Annotated in this window: 22 protein-coding genes; 17 read left to right on the top strand and 5 right to left on the bottom strand. The window is 64.1% G+C overall.

Annotation, left to right across the window (positions count from 1 at the left end):
- Positions 1–5: 5 nt before the first annotated feature.
- The 10 genes from F5544_RS14485 to F5544_RS14440 all read left to right on the top strand — a co-directional run bounded on the left by F5544_RS14485 (position 6) and on the right by F5544_RS14440 (position 4,940).
- Positions 6–905, top strand: a complete 900-nt coding sequence (locus tag F5544_RS14485; protein WP_167473683.1) for a hypothetical protein — start codon at positions 6–8, stop codon at positions 903–905.
- Positions 906–1,056: 151 nt separating this feature from the next.
- A protein-coding gene (locus tag F5544_RS14480) for an IS3 family transposase (protein WP_238847414.1) occupies positions 1,057–2,270 on the top strand; the annotation gives its coding sequence in 2 pieces (ribosomal slippage) (positions 1,057–1,288 and positions 1,288–2,270; 1,215 coding nt in all).
- A gap of 158 nt (positions 2,271–2,428) precedes the next feature.
- Complete coding sequence (ssb, locus tag F5544_RS14475; RefSeq protein ID WP_167473682.1) at positions 2,429–2,920, top strand: single-stranded DNA-binding protein; 492 nt, start codon at positions 2,429–2,431, stop codon at positions 2,918–2,920.
- Positions 2,921–2,922: 2 nt separating this feature from the next.
- The gene (locus F5544_RS14470) at positions 2,923–3,168 is read left to right on the top strand and encodes a hypothetical protein (RefSeq protein WP_167473681.1); all 246 of its coding nucleotides are present in this window, start codon (positions 2,923–2,925) and stop codon (positions 3,166–3,168) included.
- Complete coding sequence (locus F5544_RS14465; RefSeq protein WP_167473680.1) at positions 3,165–3,413, top strand: hypothetical protein; 249 nt, start codon at positions 3,165–3,167, stop codon at positions 3,411–3,413. Before F5544_RS14470 ends, F5544_RS14465 begins: the two co-directional genes overlap by 4 nt.
- Positions 3,414–3,415: 2 nt before the next feature.
- Positions 3,416–3,730 (top strand): hypothetical protein, encoded by a 315-nt coding sequence (locus F5544_RS14460; protein WP_167473679.1) that lies wholly within the window; start codon positions 3,416–3,418, stop codon positions 3,728–3,730.
- A 187-nt stretch (positions 3,731–3,917) separates the two neighbouring features.
- Positions 3,918–4,220: a hypothetical protein gene (locus F5544_RS14455; RefSeq protein ID WP_167471231.1), complete on the top strand. Its 303-nt coding sequence runs from the start codon at positions 3,918–3,920 to the stop codon at positions 4,218–4,220.
- A complete protein-coding gene (locus tag F5544_RS14450) occupies positions 4,220–4,408 on the top strand; it encodes a hypothetical protein (RefSeq protein WP_167473678.1) in 189 nt (62 codons plus the stop codon). Before F5544_RS14455 ends, F5544_RS14450 begins: the two co-directional genes overlap by 1 nt.
- Positions 4,405–4,581 (top strand): DUF2637 domain-containing protein, encoded by a 177-nt coding sequence (locus F5544_RS14445; protein WP_167473677.1) that lies wholly within the window; start codon positions 4,405–4,407, stop codon positions 4,579–4,581. The genes F5544_RS14450 and F5544_RS14445 overlap by 4 nt, the downstream gene beginning before the upstream one ends.
- Positions 4,581–4,940, top strand: coding sequence for a hypothetical protein (locus F5544_RS14440; RefSeq protein ID WP_167473676.1), 360 nt, complete (start codon positions 4,581–4,583; stop codon positions 4,938–4,940). Before F5544_RS14445 ends, F5544_RS14440 begins: the two co-directional genes overlap by 1 nt.
- 110 nt (positions 4,941–5,050) lie before the next feature.
- Here the strand turns inward: F5544_RS14440 and F5544_RS14435 are convergent, their stop codons facing one another.
- Positions 5,051–5,419, bottom strand: a complete 369-nt coding sequence (locus tag F5544_RS14435) for a hypothetical protein (protein WP_167473675.1) — start codon at positions 5,417–5,419, stop codon at positions 5,051–5,053.
- Between the two features lie 12 nt (positions 5,420–5,431).
- Positions 5,432–5,959, bottom strand: a complete 528-nt coding sequence (locus F5544_RS14430; protein ID WP_167473674.1) for a DUF3558 domain-containing protein — start codon at positions 5,957–5,959, stop codon at positions 5,432–5,434.
- Positions 5,960–7,231: 1,272 nt separating this feature from the next.
- On the opposite strand from F5544_RS14430, the gene F5544_RS14425 reads away from it, so the two are divergent.
- The 5 genes from F5544_RS14425 (at position 7,232) to F5544_RS14405 (ending at position 11,121) form a co-directional block, all read left to right on the top strand.
- Positions 7,232–7,858 carry a hypothetical protein gene (locus tag F5544_RS14425; protein ID WP_167473673.1) on the top strand — a complete coding sequence of 209 codons (627 nt, stop codon included), beginning with the start codon at positions 7,232–7,234 and terminating at the stop codon, positions 7,856–7,858.
- Positions 7,859–8,330: 472 nt separating this feature from the next.
- Positions 8,331–8,681: an ESX-1 secretion-associated protein gene (locus F5544_RS14420; protein ID WP_167473672.1), complete on the top strand. Its 351-nt coding sequence runs from the start codon at positions 8,331–8,333 to the stop codon at positions 8,679–8,681.
- A complete protein-coding gene (locus F5544_RS14415; RefSeq protein WP_167473671.1) occupies positions 8,678–8,977 on the top strand; it encodes a WXG100 family type VII secretion target in 300 nt (99 codons plus the stop codon). Before F5544_RS14420 ends, F5544_RS14415 begins: the two co-directional genes overlap by 4 nt.
- 4 nt (positions 8,978–8,981) lie before the next feature.
- A complete protein-coding gene (locus F5544_RS14410; RefSeq protein WP_167473670.1) occupies positions 8,982–10,247 on the top strand; it encodes a polymorphic toxin type 34 domain-containing protein in 1,266 nt (421 codons plus the stop codon).
- Between the two features lie 76 nt (positions 10,248–10,323).
- The gene (locus F5544_RS14405; protein ID WP_167473669.1) at positions 10,324–11,121 is read left to right on the top strand and encodes a HEAT repeat domain-containing protein; all 798 of its coding nucleotides are present in this window, start codon (positions 10,324–10,326) and stop codon (positions 11,119–11,121) included.
- A 242-nt stretch (positions 11,122–11,363) separates the two neighbouring features.
- Here F5544_RS14405 and F5544_RS14400 read toward each other — a convergent pair whose 3' ends face one another.
- Both F5544_RS14400 and F5544_RS14395 read right to left on the bottom strand, forming a co-directional pair.
- Complete coding sequence (locus F5544_RS14400; protein WP_167473668.1) at positions 11,364–11,885, bottom strand: hypothetical protein; 522 nt, start codon at positions 11,883–11,885, stop codon at positions 11,364–11,366.
- Between the two features lie 157 nt (positions 11,886–12,042).
- Positions 12,043–13,332 carry a GDSL-type esterase/lipase family protein gene (locus tag F5544_RS14395; protein WP_167473667.1) on the bottom strand — a complete coding sequence of 430 codons (1,290 nt, stop codon included), beginning with the start codon at positions 13,330–13,332 and terminating at the stop codon, positions 12,043–12,045.
- A 175-nt stretch (positions 13,333–13,507) separates the two neighbouring features.
- Here F5544_RS14395 and F5544_RS14390 point away from each other — a divergent pair, with 175 nt between their 5' ends.
- Complete coding sequence (locus tag F5544_RS14390; RefSeq protein WP_203217561.1) at positions 13,508–14,215, top strand: TetR/AcrR family transcriptional regulator; 708 nt, start codon at positions 13,508–13,510, stop codon at positions 14,213–14,215.
- Between the two features lie 2 nt (positions 14,216–14,217).
- On the opposite strand, the gene F5544_RS14385 is transcribed toward F5544_RS14390, so the two are convergent.
- Positions 14,218–14,853, bottom strand: coding sequence for a LysE family translocator (locus F5544_RS14385; RefSeq protein ID WP_167473666.1), 636 nt, complete (start codon positions 14,851–14,853; stop codon positions 14,218–14,220).
- Between the two features lie 545 nt (positions 14,854–15,398).
- Here F5544_RS14385 and F5544_RS14380 point away from each other — a divergent pair.
- Entirely contained in the window at positions 15,399–19,346 is a 3,948-nt protein-coding gene (locus F5544_RS14380; protein WP_167473665.1) for a Pls/PosA family non-ribosomal peptide synthetase, read from the top strand.
- Positions 19,347–19,358: the final 12 nt, after the last annotated feature.

Below are 19,358 nucleotides of genomic sequence, written 5' to 3'. Positions count from 1 at the left end.
TTCTCATGTCGGGCAATGAAGTCGACGAAGCCGCCCGCAGCTGGGCGCAACTGGTGCAGCTGGTCATGCAGTTGATGCAGCACTACCGCGCCCACACCCGTGATGGATCGATCCGGCTGACGCGGCGCCAGCATCAGCAACTGCTCACCGAGGCCCGTGAGGTGCAGCGGATGTTCGCCTATCAGACCACGATCACCCAGCAGTGGTACCAGGCCCGGCTGGAGGACTACCAGCGCGAATCGGCCACTGCGGCAACGCGTGCCGAGGAAGGTGCGACCGCGGCCGAACGCGCCCAGGTGCGGGCGTATCTGTCCGGACTGCGGGCCGGGATCGAGCACACCGTGCACGACACCCCGCTCTCGGTCGAACAGCGCGGCCAGATCGTCCAAGTCCTCGACCAGATCGAAGCCGAACCGGAGAAACCGGTGGCCCGCAACGTCTTCCAACCCGTCAACGCCACCACGGCTGTTCGGGCACGCTACGCCGCGGCCGAGTCCGAGCAACGCGTGATGCGCCACCACCAACAACTCGTCGCCACCGAAACCGTCGACGAGCGGGCACAACCGAAACAAACGGTGAGCAACGCCGAATTGATCCAGCTGCGGCGCGACAACGCCGACCTCTACAACGACGTGGCACGGCGTATCCAACGCTTGGAACAACGCATCGAGCAACTCCAGATCCGGGAAACAGCCACGGCCGCAGCAGAATCCAACGGCCACGCACCCCGCACAGCCCAGCAAGACGCCACAGCGACGGCGACCGCGGAACAGCAGGCTGAGCAGCACGCCGACCACATGTATGCCGAGGCCGAGCCGGTGTCGGCCGAGCACGCCGAAGCCGAGCAGTCCGATACCACACCGCCGCAGACGGTCTATACCGCGCAGATGGAAGCCGAAGCATGACTAAACCGGCTCCATGCCAAAGGTTTTCAAATAACAACATCAGGAAGGAGGATGAGCCACCCCGGTGAGTCCGGAGACTTCATCTCTTGGGAAGGATGGAGTCGTGTCGAGGAGGAAGTACCCGGACGAGCTGCGTGAGCGGGCCGTGCGGATGTTTGGTGAGATCCGTGATCAGCATGGGTCGGAGTGGGCGGCGATGCGGGCGGTCGCCGAGTTGTTGGGTGTGGGTCATCCGGAGACGGTTCGTGGGTGGGTGCGTCAAAGTGAGGTCGATACCGGTGCTCGCTCGGGGGTGACGACCGGGGAGTCCGAGGAGCTGAAACGGCTGCGGCGTGAGAACGCAGAACTCAAGCGCGCCAACGCAATTCTGAAAGCGGCGTCGGCTTTCTTCGCGGCCGAGATAGACCGGCCACAACGCTGATAATCCGGTTCATCACCGAACACCAGGGCCGCCGTGATGCCGACGGCCTGCGGTGGGGCATCGAGTCTATCTGCGCCGGGCTCACAGAGCTCGGCGTGAAAGTCGCCCCGTCGACCTATTACGAACACCGCCGTCGCACCGTCACCAAGCAGCAGCTGCGTGACGAGGAACTGGCCGTGGAGATAAGGCGTGTGCACCGCGAGAATTTCGGCGTGTATGGCGCGAGAAAGGTGTGGCTGCAATTGAACCGGGAAGACATCCCGGTGGCGCGCTGCACGGTGGAGCGGCTCATGCGCCGGCTCGGGTTACGAGGCGCGATGCGCGGCAAGGTCAAACGCACCACGATCCCGGACCCGAACGCGCAGCGGCCGGCGGATCTAGTGCAGCGTAAGTTCGCTCCGGCGGCGCCGAACCGGCTATGGGTTGCCGACATCACCTATGTGTCGACGTGGTCGGGGTGGGTGTATGTGGCATTCGTCGTGGACGCCTATGCGCGGCGCGTTATCGGCTGGCGCACATCCACGTCGATGACCGCCGCGTTGGTGCTCGACGCGATCGAGCATGCCATCTGGACTCGTGAACGCGAGGGCTGGAACGTGAAAGATGTTGTGCACCATAATGATCGAGGATCGCAATACACGTCGGTGAAATTCACCGAACGGCTTGCCGAAGCCGGGATCCAGCCCAGCGTAGGAGCGGTGGGATCGAGCTTCGACAACGCACTCGCCGAAACGATCAACGGCCTCTATAAAACCGAGTTGATCAAACCGCGGGCACCGTGGCGCACCGTGGATCACGTCGAGTTGGCCACCGCTGAATGGGTGGACTGGTTCAACCACCGGCGCCTCTACCAGCACTGCGGGGACATGCCACCCGCCCAGATGGAGACCGCCTACTACGCTCAGAACCCAGCCCAGCAACCTGCTGAGCTGTCACACCAGTAAGTCTCCGGACTCACCGGGGGGATTCAGGAACCGCTACGACACCTGAAATCCCGTGATGCCCAACGCATCACACCAGTGAGGTCCGGACAACCTCACCGGAACCCATTCATGGATTTCCGAATCATCAACTGACACAACACTTTCTAGGAGAAACCACAATGTCCGGAGAAACCACCTTGACCGTGATCGGTAACCTGACCGATGATCCGCGCCTGACCTTCGTCAAGGGCGAAGGCACCGCGGTGGTCAACTTCACCGTCGCGTCCACCCCACGAATATTCGACCGCGAGTCGAACAAGTGGAAAGACGGTGCGGCACTGTTCCTTCGCGTCACGATGTGGCGCGAGCCCGCCGAGAACATCGCCGAGTCCCTGACCAAGGGCGCCCGGGTGATGGTAACCGGCAAACTTCAACAGCGCAGCTACGAAGACCGTGACGGGGTCACCCGCTACGTCATGGAAGTCGTCGCCGACGAGGTCGGGGTGTCACTGAAATACGCCGTCGCCAAACCCATCAAACGCAAGAACAACGCATGGGGCGACAACACCAACCGCGGCGGCAAATCCACGCCCAGTACCGGCCGAGGACGACGTTCGGCACCAGCCGACGACGACCCGAGGTCGGAATTCACACCGGATGAGGTGGCATGACCATGCGTACCTTCACCTCGTGGATCCAGCTGGAGATGGACGCGGCACCGAACCGGGTCAACTATTGCGAATCGATCGGTAGCCACCCGGCATCGGTGGAAGTGCATTTCAACGGGGCCGGTAACGGTTTCACGGTGTGGCTCAACATCGCTGACGCCTACCGGCTGCGTGACGCTTTGTCCGAGGCCCTGGCCAAGGACGAAGTCATCGCGGCCCAGTGTGCGGCTCGCCGGGAGGTACAAGCGTGATGAGCATCTTGTTTGCTCTGCTTCGCCGATACCTCACCCGCGAAGGTGTCACGAGAATCCCTGTGACACTGGTGTTTTCGGCTCGCTATGACAGCGGCAACGACATCGTGGTCGTTGGAATCAAAGAAGACGGCACCCTCGGTGGACCGGCGATCGAATTATCGATCTGGCAAGCACTCAGTGTGCGGGACATGATCGACGCCGCCATCGGCGACGCGATCGCGTTCAAGGCGGAGGTGAACTAGCCATGGCACACGCATCCGCCCGATACAGTGCCCGCGGTGCGAGCGGCGAAATCAGCCTGACTATGTTCGACGCGAACGCAAAGGTCAAGCTGGTTGACCCTGAGCACTCGAACCTCGAACCGATTCAAATTCGCTGGGTCACAAACGATTACGAAGCGACGGTCATGGCATTCCTCACTGCTGAGGAAGCCTGGAACCTGGCTATGGACTTGCTTGCGGCGGCCAGCACGATCTCCGAACCCATCGACAACGACGTCGATGACACGGCAACCGTCAACGACGACGGTGCCAACGCTGCGCCGAGGGAGGTCGCGTGATGCCCACGGACGCCACGGCATGGTTCGTCTACCTCGGTCGAGACCGGTTCGGTGCTATCACGATCCATCTGCCGCACCGTGCGACAGCCGGGTTCGTGAAGGCCGTCGCCGCCACCGCGGGGCAGCCCCCGATCCGGATAGACCGCACACCGGTCGTGTCCGGACGCCCGATTGAAGGGGTGGCGTGATGAGTTACGTGTACCGGCACACCGAGTACTCGTTGTGGACGGTCGGCTACTACACCCCCAACGGGGAGTGGGAACCCGAATCCGATCACAGCAGCAAAGACGCTGCGGCACAACGAGTGATGGCCCTCAACGGTGGCAACGTCGCCATCGATCTGGCCGAGCTGATCAAAGAACGTGACGACCTGCGGGACGAACGCGACGAACTGATCAGCCAGGTCGAAGGGGTCATGTGGGACTACGGCGCCCTCCAAGCGCAGCACGCCCGCTGCCACGAACCCGAACCACAAGGTAAGGGGGCGTGATGGTGATGTTCACCGAGGTGCACGTCATCGACCGATCACAGCTCTACACCGTGATCGGGACAGTGCTGGAGTATCTGCGCGAGGTCGGGGTCATCGTCGGTGACATCGACACCGCCGACGAGTCGATCGTGGCGGCGATCCAATCCCGTTGGACCGTCTACACCGATTCCCCGGAGGTCTCGGCATGACCGGGGACCGGAATGCGGTGCAAATGCGGTGGGTGCGCCGCGGCGCGGTGGTAATCCTCGTGACCATGGGGTCCGCGGCGTTCACGCTCAGTTTCGCAGCATTGCGGGAACTGGCGGTCATGGCGCACACACCACGGGCACTGGAGTGGTCGTGGCCGGTAGGAGGTGTCTGATGACGGCAATCAGCGAGAGGGGCGTGACCGGACTCCTGGAATCCCAGCAGTGCGCCTGCCCCGACTGCACCGATACCGGCATCGTTCGACCATCCGTGCTCTGCAACGGATGCGAAAACGCCGGATGCCTTCCGGGCCACGGTAGGTGTCAACGCGACGATGCGTATGACGGCTACGCGCGGCGGGAGGCGTTGGTGATCGGTCAGCAGATCCAGCAGCAGTACGACCAAGGCCGATCGTGGGCGGTGATCGCTGACGAGTTCGAGATCTCGAAGTCGAAGGCGCAACGGCTGGCGAAGGTCTACCGGGCCTACCGCGACTGGCAAGCCCACCACGACCAGCTGAGCCTGCTCGGCTGAACCACTCCGGGCACAACCGAATACCAACTGAACATTGAAAAGCGGAGTCCGTGCCAGGTAGAAGCTGGCACGGGCTCCGTGCTCTTTCTACCAGATCCCGTTGGATGCGATCAGGTCTGCTTGAACCCCTGGGCGTTCTGCTCGTCCTGGGCTTGGAGCTTGTCGATGGACTTCTGGATCGTGTCGCGCATGAGGGTCACGACCTCGATATGCGCCTGTAGTGCCGAGTCGACGTCACCGTCACCACCAATTGCTTTGGCACCCAACATTTTTGCGAGTTCATCGGCGCAATCGAAGCGTCCGAGCCCGGTCACCACCGCCATAGCGTTCAAATCGGTGCGCAATTTCTGGTACAACTCGATCTGCTTATCGCATGCGGCGCGACAATCTTTCGCCACATCAGGGTCCAGGAGAAGCCTGCCAGCTTCCGCTTCGCCTTTCAGATAGTCCCATCGCGACTTTTCTGCTTTCAAGTCCATTACTCCCCCTGATCAGTTCGGAAAGATTGACGAGAGCGTATCGGCGGCGTTCTTCGCCCTATCGCAGGATGGAATTTGACGCCCCTTGGCCGAGCTATTGAATACGATTATCTGAATTGAACCCTGAGATGCCGGAAAGGCTATAGTGCAAGCTTCGGAAGGGTTGGACCCAGTGGTGCGGTAAGTCAACCCATTACGGCCCTGTACAGATACGTCGGAGAAACCGGTGTTGTCTTTCTTCTTTTTGACGTCGTCGAGGGTATAGATCGTGGTGAACACGGTGATGTTGAAGTTCACCGGGTGCTCTGGGTCATACCACCCGCACGCCTTGTAGCCGGGTTCTTCGACTCCGGCTATGCCGGAGGTCTTCGACGAGGGATCCAGTCCTAGCTGCCGAAGTTTCTGTTCCGGAATCTGCGTGCACGGATCCCAGAGGGCCGCGGTCGCAGCCGAGGTATTGGCCGTGGTGGGGGACGGCTGGCCCTGCTTGTCCGGGCCGCATCCGGATGCCAGCAGCAGCGCCCCTGCCAGCGTCGCCATGGTTGCCGTTACCTGCCGTCGCACCTGCGCCCTCCGATCAGTCGTCACCCGAAACCGGCTCAAGGGTTAAGACGCGCCCCGCCGCTATTCGGTTCCTATCAGAACACGGTGGACGCTGTGGTGCCGAGAGCGGCGTCAACGGACCGTGTTCTCGAACTGGCACCGCCGACGATTTTCTCTATTGCGGCGGGGTGGGGGCGCGCGGTGCCGCGGGCAGGCCCCGCCTGCCCGGCACCGTGCCCGCGGTCGGCGCCGCGGATCCTCGATGTCAAGGGCGCACCCGCACCAACCGATCCGGGCCAGCCTGGCGTCGCCCTTGACATCGAGGCGGCGCCGGTAAAATTCGCGCGCCCATACCCCGCCATCCGGACGCGACAGGCCCTCGATCAACCGGCCAGGCACCGAATCGGGCGTCGCCCCATCGGACCGGAACATGGTTGCGGGCCACGATAATTCGATGCATCTGCCGGGCACGCGGCAGGCATAACAACGCCCATCACCGGCACAAGCCCGGCACCGCTGGGCACATCGCTGCACCAGGTGCACAAAACCCGTGTAGATCAGTGTCCGAGTTGTGCAACGCGATTTTCCGTCGTCCCGCCCCTGACCAGCACTGACACCGAGGTGTGTGCTCCTCTCGCCAAGGACACCAAATACACGCTTCGCTGCATATTTGGTGTCCTTGGCGAGAGGAGCAGTGAGTAAAAGTCAGGGGCGGGACGACGGAAAACAGTAGGTAATCAAAAACTTTCGAGAGTGCGGGGAATGGGTTGCGTTGGGTGCGGATCGTTGCGGTTGGGTGCGTAGTGGCGTCCGGTAACGAGCAGTGCGAACGAGGCGGTCAGTGCGTGGTGCGGTCCGGTGCGCTGCGCGGTGGTCACTTCCGGTGCGAACAGTGACGCACGTGTGGTCTGGTCCGGTGCTTTCGCGCGGCGTCTTCGGTCCGGTGCCGGGGGTCGTCGAGCTGACATCCTGCGTAAGTGGATTCCCTGGGCGCGCGCCGCAGTGTAAGGGCGTCGCACTCGGCGTCAAGGGCGCACATCGGTGCGTCACAACCGGTTTGGTGCGGACAGCGCCCTTGAGCGCCGAGCCTCCGCGACGCCCTGGGCGGCCGGTGCGGGCAGGCCGAGGGCCTGCCCCGGAAGGGGCGCGGCGCGCGCCCAGGGAATCCACGCCCCGTCCGGGATCCCAGCCATTGACACGTACGTGTCAACACCGTGCGTGAGCCGGTTGACACGTACGTGTCAAGATCCTCGGAAAGGCCCGGAGATCATGACCAACTCCGACACCATCACCGGTCTACTCGTCGACGCCCTCGAAACCACCTGGGCCGTAATCAGATCCCACCACCCCGACGTCCCCGCGGTCGTCCTGACCGTGGGATCAGGTTCCACCGGTACCGAATTGACCCTCGGACACTTCGCGCCGGACCGGTGGATTCGCGGCGAATACGAACTCCACGAGTTGTTCATCGGCGGCGAAGGACTCCAACGCGGCCCCGTCGACGTCCTCGGCACCCTGCTCCACGAAGCCGCCCACGGCATCGCCGCCACCCGGAACATCAAGGACACCAGCCGACAAGGACGCTGGCACAACGACCGATACCGCCAACTCGCCGAAGAACTCGGCCTCGTCATCACCAAACACCCCAAAATCGGATGGTCATTGACCACCGTGCCGGACCAAACCCGGCAGCGGTACCGAAACGAGTTGGAGGAGTTAAGCTTTGCGCTCGTCGCCTACCGCCGCCGCGAACCCAACCGACGCGGCGGACGCAAATCCAACAACAACGGGCTATCCGCCGAATGCGACTGCGGGCGCAAAATCCGAGTGGCCCGAAGCGTCTACGAAATGGGTCCGATCACATGTGGTGTTTGTGGACAAGTTTTTGAAGCCTGAGCATGGGGCAACGCTACTTCTCCGTGGGGCAATTTGTGGGGCAGACAAGTGTCTAATCGTGTCCAACTAAGTTCTTCAATGTTCGCAACTTTGACGCCGATATTGCGCTGAGCTGCAACGTCATTAATGCCACGAAACGCCGTTCTACTGGCGTTCCGAGAAACTGCCAACGTACTGGTCTTACACACCAGCGGTCGGGGGTTCGAACCCCTCTGCGCCCACTCGATCGAAGGCGTGTCCTGCTTGGCGGGCACGCCTTCGCTGTTTTCGATCATCGTTGTGTTTTGTGGGGGCCAAGCCCCCACACCCCAGCCGGGGGCGAGCCCCGGACCCCCACCCTTGGGTCGCCTACCCGGCGCCGTCGCTACGCCCCCGGACACCCCACCCGGGGTCGCGTACCCGAGGCCACTTCCGCCCCTTGTGGCCCGCTGCTGTTGGACGGTGCCTGATTGCCGCCGGTAGAGTTCGATTCATGGGCACTTCAGGGGGAACGCCGCGCTCCAGCCAGTCGTTATCGGTCGTTCCAGATAGCGTCCGAGAGGTCGGCGCCTACATTTATGATCTTGCCAATACCCTCAAATCGGCGCTCGACTCTGCTGGTCGTGAAGTCGAATCCGTGACGACAGGTAGCTGGACAGGTGATGCCGCTACCGGGTTCAGCACGGGATGGAACGAGGTCAGCGACGGCGGCGGGCAAATCATCTCCGCTCTCACAGGGCTGGCCGAGAAGTTGGGAGTTACGGCCGACACTTACCAGCGCCGTGACCGATCCAACGCCGATTCCCTGTCGAACTCCAGCCTCGACCTACCACCGCTGTCGTGACGAACCCTTTCACCGTCGACCTGGACGAACTCGAGCAGATCATTGCTCGACTGTCCGGGTTGGCCGCGTTCGTCGCGGACCATCTCGATGAAATCGATAGGCGGGTCGGGACCCTGCGTGGGAGCGGGTGGGACGGTGTTGCCGCAGAAGCGTATTCGGCGGCTCATCAACAGTGGATCTCGGGTGCGCGAGAATTCGCACAGGGCATCCGCGACATGAGTGATGCGGCCAAGACGGCCCATGGGGCGTATTCCGAAGCCGCGGACGTCAACTCGAAGATGATGCGGAGCAGGTGATCGGGTGGCCATCGTTGTCGACCCGCAGACATATTACAATGCCTCCACCAAATGCGCGAAGATAAACAGTGAGATCCTTTCCGCCTTATCGGCGTTGTGGAACTCGCTGCAGAATTCCGGTCAGATGGCAGGTAGTTATGACAAGGCGGCCGGTTGGGCTTCCGGCTACGACGAGAACGCGGCCGATATGCTCAGCACCTGCGCCTCGCTGTCGAATGCCCTCGCCAACTTCGCCAATATTTTGAACACTGCGGGAGACAATTGGGCATACTCGAATTGGAATGCAAATCCGGATCCAGCCAAGGGCCCGGCGCCGTCCCGGCCGTTCCATGTCCCACAGGGTGTGGTTTTCCAAAATGACATAAAGCCTCCTCCATCGGCTTTCGGCGGCTCGGCCAAAGGGCTTGATACCAGCGTGCCCGGACTATTGGATCAGATCGGCTACACGGTGCCGAACGGCGATACGGATCGCTTGAAATCCGCCGCCGACGCATGGAAGACATTCGCTGAAACGCCGGCCATCAAGAACGCCGCCGACGGCATAAAAGCGATCATCACCGATATCCACTCGGCGAACACCGCTGCACCGGATATAGCCGACGTCGAGACGCACCTGACCACTCTGTCGAACGGTGCAGCCGCTGTTGCGTCGGTATCGGTGTCTCTCTCCGGGGCGGTCGGTGAGCATCATACGAACCTGGTGGCGTTCAGGTCTGATCTGGACGGCCACGTCAACAGCTTGATGAAAGACCTGTTCTGGATCGCTATCGGTACTGTGGCCGCAGTTGCGTTGACCGAGATTCTGACCGCAGGTTTGGCAACTCTGGGTCCAGCCGAGGCGGAGGCCGCCGCAGGGACGGCCGCGGGAACCGCCGCGGTAGCGACTGCTGCCACGCGGATTCGGAATCTGTGGAACATCTGTCGGTTGTTTCAGACGCTCGAAGTCGGGGTGGGAATTGCCGAGGCCATCAATGCTGTTAACCCTCTCGATATCCAGTCCAAATTGGACGAGATTGCCTCGCTCGTTGCCGCTACCGTCGCTGGTGTCTTTGTCGCCGAAATGGCAAAGGGCGGAAAGCAGAACGTCGGCGACACGGGAATCGAGAATGAGATGCGCGCACTGATTGCCGCCGGCGCGGCGATCGGCAACTGTGAGGCCCTGGCGAAACTATGGGATGAAGCAAAAGGGGATAATGCGCGGCGGCAGCGGATCAAGCGGACGCAGAAGAAGTACGATTGTCGTCACTCCAGTGGCGGCGGTGGTCGATAGTGGGCGGTGGTCGATAGTGTATGTATTGTTGGTACAGCCCGTGTCCGTCGGCCGAAATCGAAGAATGTGAGGACAGGTGGACGGCGGAGGTTCCCCTCTCGATTCGGCGCTCGTGTCAGGCGACCCGGATCAGCAGGTCGACGCGTTGATCGAACTGATCAAGCGTGGTGATGGCGCCGCGGTTGCCAAGGTTCTGCCACTCGTCGATTCGGGTGATGTCGCAGTTCGTAGCGAGGCGGTGCGTGCGATCGGCTATTTGGGTATCGCGCAGGCGCCGGTTGTCGGTCCGGTGCTGCTGCGGATGCTGTCGGATTCGGACGAGATGGTTCGTAACGAGGCGGCAGAGGCGCTCGGCATCGTTCGGTATCAGCCCGCGGGTGACGCACTCGCGGCGCTGCTGGGTGCCGAGCCATCGTGGATGGTTCGAGCCTCGATCGCCGAGGCGTTGGGCAGCTATCCCGGACAGGCGACCGCAGGGCTGGTTCAGCGTGTGCGCGACGTCGAAGAATTCGGGGAGGTGCGGCGGTATGCGATCGGCTCACTCGCCCGCACCGGTGACCTCGCCCGTGTTGAAATGTCCGCTCTGGTAGCTGAATTCGGATACGAGCCGGAGATCGGGCCCCAACTGCGCATCGCTGCCTACCGGCTGGGCGATCAGACGCAGCTCGACGAGATCGCTGGCGACGCGGGCCGACTGGACGAGGACGAATCGGCCCGCCTCCTCAACGACATCGAAGATCTACTGCGGAGCCCACAACCACCGACACTGCAGGAAGACTCGCCGCGCATCAAGACCATTGTCGATGTGATCGCAATGCGCTGGCCGCTCTACTCGCGGCAAGCCGGGGCCATCCGCGACAAACTACCGAAATAGGCAATTCCCCGGGAGGCGTCGTCTTCATCGCCTGGGTCGTCGCGCCGTTGCGGCACGGCCAGACCGGCCCGCGCCACCCCGTGCGCCAGGATCAACTCCTCGATCATGGCCTTCAACAGCCGACGCTCCAGACGTCGTGGGTCCGCCGCTTCGACTTCGCTCGCGAGGGTCGTTCGCGTCGCCGCAGGACCATCGGCGTGCTGGCGCCGTGTTGCACTACCGGGACGTGGCCACCCCGGTCGTCAGCAACGCTCGGTCGGGCGATCCGGACCTCCTACGGTTATGGTCCAGGCCTGTCGGCGGCGGCCGAATCGGACAATTTGCTGCCGATTTTCTATCGGCCGTAACATCTGCTGCAATGAATCTGATAAGATGTATATCCTGATTGTCTGCAATGCAATCTGCGAGCTCATCGGAAGGAACGACAAATGGATGTCAATAATCCGGAAGGCGCCCTTATCTGGCTCGTGATCCTCACGCCGCTCATAGCTATAGGAGGGGTGTATGCCCTGTTCAACGGTATAGGTCATATGTTGGGTCTCAACTGATCGAACCGCGATGGTGGGCGACTCGAGCGCCTTGCCACCGAGACTGATCTGTGAATTATCCATTGCCCGGCCTCTGCTGGGATATCCATGTCCCTGGATTCTGTCGAACAGAGATGCAGGTAGTAGCTGCAGACGAGGGAGCTCGCTAATCGACATCGCCCTCAATTCGCTCGGATTCGGTCCGCAGGGTGCATTTTTCGAAATCAGCGCGCTCATATTGGGAACGAATAATCGATATGTGGCCGCGCGTTGCAAATAGACCCTTCCTGTACCAGTACCGCGAATGGCGGTACTGGTACATACCTCGCTGGAGTGTCCGAAGTGTTTCGGACACTCCAGCGAGTGCGACGAAAGTCCGTCCTTCCCATGTGGCCTACCCGCCTACCGAGGCGCTGGTAGAGGGCCGGGCTGCGGTCAGGACCCGCAGTGTGGTCAGGTCGACGGCGTCGGCTTGAATCCGGGCTCCCTGATCGTTGGGGTGGACCTCATCGGGGGATAGTCCGGGTGCCCAGTTTCGCGGATTGGTCGGGTCGGCGGTGGCGGCGGCGAAGTCGATGACGCCATCGAATAGTCCGCCGGTGCGGATGAATTCGTTGACGTGGTCTCGCTGTCGCTGCGGGCGTCGCAGTCCGTAGTTGCGCTCGAGTCCGAACGCCCCGCCGGTGGGTGTCAGGGTGCCGCCGATCGCCTTCAGTCCTGCGGCGTGTGCCTGGTCGACGAGATTTCGGTAGGCGTCGATCACCTTGTGTGCGCTGGCGAAGAATCCGAGATCGTTCATGCCGAGCAGGATGATGACGGCGGTGGCGCCGGGCACGGCGGCGACGTCGGCGCCGAATCGTTGGGTGCCCGCCGGTCCGCCGATGTTGAAGAATCGGGGTCCGATCAGGGTGGGCCTGATGCCGGGTGCCGCGAAGTTGAAGCTGATCGCGGAGCTGACCACCGATAGTCCTGCGCCGCCGGGGGCGGTTTGCAGTCTGCGCGTGAGATGGTCCGGCCAGATCTGGTCACCGTCGAGGGTGGTCGCGTTGCTTTCGGTGAACGAGTCGCCGAGCACGACCACCGCGGAGGTGCCGGGGGCGGCGAGCACGTCAATGCCGCTGAGGTGATACACCGAGCGAGTCGTCTCGGTGAATGCGGTGCCGGACTCCGCAGCGGCATGGTTACCACTGCGCGGTGCGGACAGATACGAGGTGTTCGTGCTCAGCCAGTGGTTGGTGGCGCCTACGGGTTTCGGCTGTGGCAGATGGAAACTCACCGCCAGCCGGTCGAGCGGCTGCACCGGGAAGGACACCGGATCGCTGACGGCTTCGGCACCGGCAGCCACGGTGACCTCGTCGGCACCGGCGAAGGTGACCCGGGTGTTCGAGCCGGGCACCAGATCCGCACCGGAACGCTGCCGACCGAGGTGGATCTCGCGGAAGGTGACCGGCGATCGGCCGTAGCGGTTGCTCAGGGTTATCCGCACCGCCGCGCCCGCGCCCCGCACGGTCGCGATCATCCGCAGGCTCTGGTCGGCGATCTCGCGGGCCGGGGCCATCGGATAGCCGGCCCGGATCCGGGTGCGTGGTCCTTCCGGCGCGGTCTCGGTTCGACCCTGGGAACCGCTGGGATTCGCGCGCCAGGCGCCGACCCAAACCGGTTCGGGGTGAGCGTGATCTGTCATTTCTGGCCTCCCTTGCTGTCCGATGGAGCCTTTTAAGAGACCAGCGGTCCCTTGCGACGGAACACTATGAGACCGACGGTCTGATGTCAACAGACCACCGGTCTCTTGACCCGATTCGGCCAGGTCAGCGGCCATTGTGATATAAGAGACTCATGGTCTTTTATGGCGGTTCGAGGTGAAAGCGGCGGACGGATTCCGGCGAGCTCGCCATCCCGAGCAGATCGCCGCCCGCCGGGCCGCGATCCTGGAAACGGCGACGGCCATGCTTGCGGAGATGCCCGTGGCCGAGGTCAGCCTGAACGAATTGAGCCGCCGTATCGGGCTGGCCAAATCGAATGTCCTGCGCTACTTCGAAAGTCGTGAGGCGATCCTGCTGCAAGTCCTCGACGACGCCTGGCAGGACTGGCTCGGCCGGATGGAGCAGTCCCTGGCCGAGGTCGACTCCCCCGCTCCGGTAACCGAACGGATCGATCAGGTGGTCGAGCGGGTCGTGGCCGAGCTGATCTCATCCCCGCTGCTGTGCGAGCTGATCAGTGTCGCCTTCAGCGTCTTGGAACGCAACGTCGCCACCGAGACGATCACTCGTTTCAAATATCGAATGCTGGATGCCACCACGGTCGCGGCCGCACGAGTCCGGCAATGTCTGCCCGAACTGACCGAGGGGTCGGCCACGGGGTTCGCGGCCGAGGTCTTCGTGCTCACCACCGCCGTCTGGCCGCTGACCCACCCACCTGCCCGAGTCGCCGACGCTCTGCAGGACCCCAACCTGGCCTTCGCGCGCCTCGATTTCGGTGAGACCATGCGACACCTGCTGATCACCCTACTGTTCGGCTACCTCGCCCGCCCCGCCGACGACCCGCCCATCAAGGCAACCGGGAACTAGGATCAGTTGGTTCCGGAGAATGCCACGCTGGTGCCGACTCCGATGATCATCAGTCCGCCGGTGCTGCCGATCGCCTCGAGGCGGCGCGGCGAGCGCGCGAACCAGGTTCGGGCGGTGGCGGCGAGTAGCGCCCACAGTCCGTCCGAAAGTGCTTGGATCACTAGGAAGATGAGGCCGAGTACCAGCAATTGGGCTGGCAGCGAACCGGATTCGGGCGCCGTGAACTGCGGGAGTACGGCGCCGAAGAAGACCATGGTCTTCGGGTTGGTGGCGCCTACCACGAAACCCTGCCGCAGGACCCGCTTGGCGTCGGCGTCCGGGACTTCGGCCGACAGCGCCGCCACCAACTTCTTGCGGTGCCGGATCGTCGCGATGCCCAGATAGATCAGATACGCGGCCCCTGCGATCTTCACGATGAGGAACAACGCCGCCGAGGCGGTCAACACCGCACCCAGCCCCAGGGCCACCGCCAGCAACGGCACGAGCGATCCGGCCACGGTGCCCGCCACCGACAGGATCGCGGACCGTCGTCCCAGCGCCAGCGCCCGCCCGATGGCGAACAGCACATTCGGGCCCGGAATGACGATGATGATGAACGCGGCGAGCGCGAAGGCGGCCGCATGCGAAACAGGCACCACCCCGGCAGCGTAACCCCTCCCCACCGGGTGATCGAAACGAATTCCCTTGGTGGGGTTCCCCTCTCACGAAGTTGCTGGAGACGCCCCGCGGCCTACGGCGATTCCCCAGCTACCGGATGCGAGAAATTACAAACCAAACGGACATTTCGGAATGAGACGGTAACATGACCGAATTGTCGGACCATCCAGGCAGACGAGGACCAACCGCGCACATTCGGTCGCCATTGCACGTAATCACAACGTACAAACTGTCAAGAATTCGGCTCGGTGCGTTCCTTGAATTGTCGCCGAAGCGGCGGTAACCACACCTCCCCAGATAGGTTGCCGCACAGGGAAATCTGCCCCACACAGCTGGTTCCCCAATGGCGCTCTTTGTTAGATTCCGTAACACAAACGTCAGCCCAGGCGAAACCCGTTGAAACATAAGTCGTTTCGCAGCAGGGGTGAGGGCCGTTAAGGACTGGGTGGTTGGTTTGGGGGACATGGATCCGATCGACAGACGGATCGCGGTCGCGGGCAACAATGGGGCTCATCGTGCGCGACGAATGCATCATCTGTTCGAGGCCAGCTGTGACGCGGCGCCGGACGCGATCGCCGTGGACCGGGACGGCGCGACCTACAGCTACGCCGAATTGGACGCACGCGCGAACAAATTGGCGCATCACCTGCGCGAACTGGGCGTATCCTCCGGCACCCGGGTCGCGATCCTGTTGCCGCGCTCGGAACAGACCTATGTGGCGTTGCTCGGCATCGGCAAGGCGGGCGCGACATTCGTACCCATAGATCCGGGCGCGCCGCCCGACCGTGTCGCCTACATCATCGAGGACGCCTCGGTCGCGGTGGTGGTGACCTCGACCGAATTGGACTCCGCGCTGGCCGGGCTCGACCGCGTCGTCGTGCGGGTCGACGCGGATGCGGCGCGGATCGCGGCCGCGCCGTGCGACAGGCCCGAACCGTTGGCGGACGAAGTCGCGGATCCGGTGGCCTATGTCATGTACACCTCGGGTTCGAGCGGCAGGCCGAAGGGTGTGCTGATCGCCCAGTCGAGCATCTGCAATTTCCTCGACGTGGTGCCCGAGGTGTACGACGTGCGCCCCGGCGACCGGGTGTACCAGGGCATGACCATCTCGTTCGACTTCTCCATCGAGGAGATCTGGCCGACCTTCGCCCGCGGCGCGACGCTCGTTGTCGGACCGACGGATTCGCGCCGCCTCGGCGCCGAGCTCGCCGATTTCCTGGAGTCGTCCGGGGTGACGGTGCTGTACTGCGTGCCGACGCTGCTGGCGACCCTCCCGCGCGAATTGCCCGCCATCCGAAGCATTCTCGTCGGCGGCGAGGCCTGCCCCGGTCAATTGGTCGAGCGCTGGGCCGGATCCGGCCGCCGCATGCTCAACACCTACGGCCCGACCGAGGCCACCGTCACCGCGACCGTCGGCGTGCTGCTGCCGGGCCGCACGGTGACCATCGGACGGCCGCTGCCGACCTATTCGGTGGTGCTGCTCGACGACGACCGAAATCCGGTGCCGGACGGGGAGATCGGGGAAATCTGCATCGGCGGGCCCGGGGTGGCGCTCGGCTATGTCGGCAGACCCGACCTTACCGCCGAGAAGTTCATCGACCACCCGGCGGTGCGGGACGGAAAGCTGTACCGCACCGGCGATCTCGGCCGCATCGACGCCGACGGCGAGATCGAGTACCACGGCCGCGCCGACGCCGAGGTCAAGATCCGCGGGCATCGCATCGATCTCGGCGAGATCGAATCGGTGCTGCTGGAGGACAAGTCGATCGCCGAAGCGGTGGTGGCGACGACGGCGGGCGACGGCGGCCCGGACTTGGCGGCGTATGTGGTGCTGGCGGACGACGCGCCGGTCGAGGACGATCTGCGGGCCCGACTGCACCAGCGCATGCGCGACCGACTGCCCGCCTACATGGTCGCGTCCTATGTCGAACTGCTGCCCGCGCTGCCGACGATGCCGTCGGGCAAGGTCGACCGCAAACAGCTGCCCGCGCCGAGCGGACACCGCTTCGTCGGATCCGGGCCGGTGGTCGCGCCCGCGGGCCAGGCCGAGGAGAGCATCCGCGATATCTGGGCCGATGCGCTCGGCCTGCCCGCCGAGGCGGTTTCGGTGACCGCCGACTTCTTCACCGACCTAGGCGGGCATTCGCTGCTGGCGGCGCGCACGGTGACGTTGCTGCGGTCGAGCGGGGTCGCACCGCACGCCGCCCTGCGCGACCTCTACCGGTACCGCAACGTACGCGCGATGGCCGGGCAACTTCCCGAAGCCGAGCCGGTCGCGGCCGAGGTTGCGTCGAAACCCTTGCGGCACAGCAATATCGCGGTGGCCCGCGGCGGGCTGGCGCAGGCGGCGGCGCTGTATCTGCTGCTGTTCGTGATCACGCTGCCGGTGGTGTACGTGTACACCGTCAACGACGGTGACGTGTCGTTCGAGGTGCTGGGGCAGCTGCTGGTGGCGATCCTCGTCGCGTACCTGAACGTGCGCTGGGTGGTCCCGGTGCTGCTCGGCAGGCTGCTCGTCGCGGGTATCCGGCCGGGCCGATATCCGCTGTGGGGCTTGACCTATCTGCGCATTTGGACGCTGCACCTGCTGCTTTCGGTCGGCCCGCTGCCGGTGCTTTCGGGTTCACCGCTGGCCAATGTCTATCTGCGGCTGCTCGGCGCGCGGATCGGGCGCGGCGCCCATATCGCCACCGCGACGGTCAGCATGCCGACGATGCTCGATATCGGCGCGGGCGCCGCCGTCGGCTACGGGGTGACCATGCTGCCGTGGCGGGTCGAGGACGGATGGGTGGTGGTCGCGCCGATCACCGTCGGCGCGGACGCGTTCGTCGGCGCGCACGCGATGCTGGATCCGGGCGCGACGGTCGAGGCGGGCGGCGCGCTCGGCGAGCAGTCGGCGCTAGGCGCGGGACAGACCGTGACGGCGGGCAGCCGCTGGGCGGGTTCGCCCGCGGCCGTCACCGATCGGTTGTCCGATACGGTCGAGACGCTGCTGGCCATCGAGCCGGACCGTACGCCGTGGACGGCGGCGCAGCTGGCGGCCATCGGATTCGCCGCCTTCGTCGTCGAAGTGGCCGCGATCGCGATGATCGTGCCCGCGACGGCCTTCGTCTGGTGGGCGCTGCTGCGGTTCGACATCCTCGTCGGGCTGCTGTCCACGCTGATCGTCGGGCCGATCTTCCTGGTGACGGTGTGCGCGGTGGTGGCGGCGGGCAAACTGCTGATCCTGCCCCGGCTGCCGATCGGAATCCATTCCGCGCGTTCCGGATTGGGCATCAGGAAATGGGTGGCGGACAAGTTGTTCGAGTACAGCCTGGAGTTCACCAACTCGCTGTACGCCACCCTGTACACGGTGCCGTGGCTGCGGTTGCTCGGCGCCAGGATCGGCCGCGGCTCTGAGGTCTCGACCGTCGCGCACCTCGATCCGGATCTGCTGGAACTCGACGCGGGCACCTTCGTCGCCGATATGGCCAGCGTGGGCGCGGCCACCTTCGCACACGGCCGAATCGCCTTCGCGCCCACCACCGTTGGACTGCGCTCGTTCATCGGCAACGCGGCCGTCGTCGCCGCCGGGTCGACCATCGGCGCGGGCGCGCTCGTCGGGGTCGGCACGCTGCCGCCGGAATCCGGTGTGCCGGACGGGACTTCGTGGCTCGGCTCACCCGCGATGCACCTGCCGGTGCGGCAGGATTCCGGCGATTTTCCGGAGGCGGCGACCTATGATCCGCCGGCACGGTTGGTGCGTCAGCGGCTGGCCATCGAATTCTTCCGCGCGACGCTGCCCGCGACCGTGCTCGGCACCGGGTTCTACCTGTATCTGTGGACGCTGTCCGGGCTGGCGCACGGCAACGACATCGGTCTGCCCGCGGTGCTGTCGCCGCTGGTCGCCGGGGCCGTCGGGGTCGCGATCGCGGGCTACTGCGCGGCGGTGAAGCGCAACGTCATCGGGCGTTACCGGCCGCGGGTCGAGCCGCTGTGGGATACGTTCGTGCGCAAGAGCGAATTCGTCACCGGTCTGTACGAGGCGGCGGCCGTGCCCGCCTGCCTGGCCCTGCTCACCGGGACCCCTTTCCTACCGATGATGCTGCGCTGGTTCGGCGCGGATATCGGCAAGCGCACCTGGATCGGCACCACCTATCTCACCGAATTCGACCTGTGCGTCATCGGCGACGACGCCGCCGTCGGATTGGAAGTGTCGCTGCAAACCCACCTTTTCGAGGACCGGGTGATGAAGATGTCCACCGTCACCATCCGGCCCGGCGCGACCGTCGGCGCCCGCGCCATCGTGCTCTACGACGCCGTCGTCGGCGATGACGTGGTGCTCGACTCGCTATCGCTGCTGATGAAGGGCGAACACCTCACCCCGGCCACCCGCTGGGGCGGCATTCCGGCGCAGCCGCGGGCGGCCGTCATCCAGAACATCCGCGAAACCATCGGCGGCGCACCGCAACTCGCGGGTGCGGCCGCCGGATGACCACACCCGACG

It is taken from the genome of Nocardia arthritidis, assembly GCF_011801145.1.
Classification (GTDB): domain Bacteria; phylum Actinomycetota; class Actinomycetes; order Mycobacteriales; family Mycobacteriaceae; genus Nocardia; species Nocardia arthritidis_A.
Note: the sequence above shows the minus strand (reverse complement) of the source record. Positions and strands in the feature narration are given on the sequence as shown.

Coding starts and splice junctions, on each gene's coding strand:
- F5544_RS14485 (WP_167473683.1), top strand. CDS start 6: ATGTCGGGCAATGAAGTCGACGAAGCCGCCCGCAGCTGGGCGCAACTG.
- ssb (WP_167473682.1), top strand. CDS start 2,429: ATGTCCGGAGAAACCACCTTGACCGTGATCGGTAACCTGACCGATGAT.
- F5544_RS14470 (WP_167473681.1), top strand. CDS start 2,923: ATGCGTACCTTCACCTCGTGGATCCAGCTGGAGATGGACGCGGCACCG.
- F5544_RS14460 (WP_167473679.1), top strand. CDS start 3,416: ATGGCACACGCATCCGCCCGATACAGTGCCCGCGGTGCGAGCGGCGAA.
- F5544_RS14455 (WP_167471231.1), top strand. CDS start 3,918: ATGAGTTACGTGTACCGGCACACCGAGTACTCGTTGTGGACGGTCGGC.
- F5544_RS14450 (WP_167473678.1), top strand. CDS start 4,220: ATGGTGATGTTCACCGAGGTGCACGTCATCGACCGATCACAGCTCTAC.
- F5544_RS14445 (WP_167473677.1), top strand. CDS start 4,405: ATGACCGGGGACCGGAATGCGGTGCAAATGCGGTGGGTGCGCCGCGGC.
- F5544_RS14440 (WP_167473676.1), top strand. CDS start 4,581: ATGACGGCAATCAGCGAGAGGGGCGTGACCGGACTCCTGGAATCCCAG.
- F5544_RS14435 (WP_167473675.1), bottom strand. CDS start 5,419: ATGGACTTGAAAGCAGAAAAGTCGCGATGGGACTATCTGAAAGGCGAA.
- F5544_RS14430 (WP_167473674.1), bottom strand. CDS start 5,959: ATGGCGACGCTGGCAGGGGCGCTGCTGCTGGCATCCGGATGCGGCCCG.
- F5544_RS14425 (WP_167473673.1), top strand. CDS start 7,232: ATGACCAACTCCGACACCATCACCGGTCTACTCGTCGACGCCCTCGAA.
- F5544_RS14420 (WP_167473672.1), top strand. CDS start 8,331: ATGGGCACTTCAGGGGGAACGCCGCGCTCCAGCCAGTCGTTATCGGTC.
- F5544_RS14400 (WP_167473668.1), bottom strand. CDS start 11,885: ATGAGCGCGCTGATTTCGAAAAATGCACCCTGCGGACCGAATCCGAGC.
- F5544_RS14395 (WP_167473667.1), bottom strand. CDS start 13,332: ATGACAGATCACGCTCACCCCGAACCGGTTTGGGTCGGCGCCTGGCGC.
- F5544_RS14380 (WP_167473665.1), top strand. CDS start 15,399: ATGCATCATCTGTTCGAGGCCAGCTGTGACGCGGCGCCGGACGCGATC.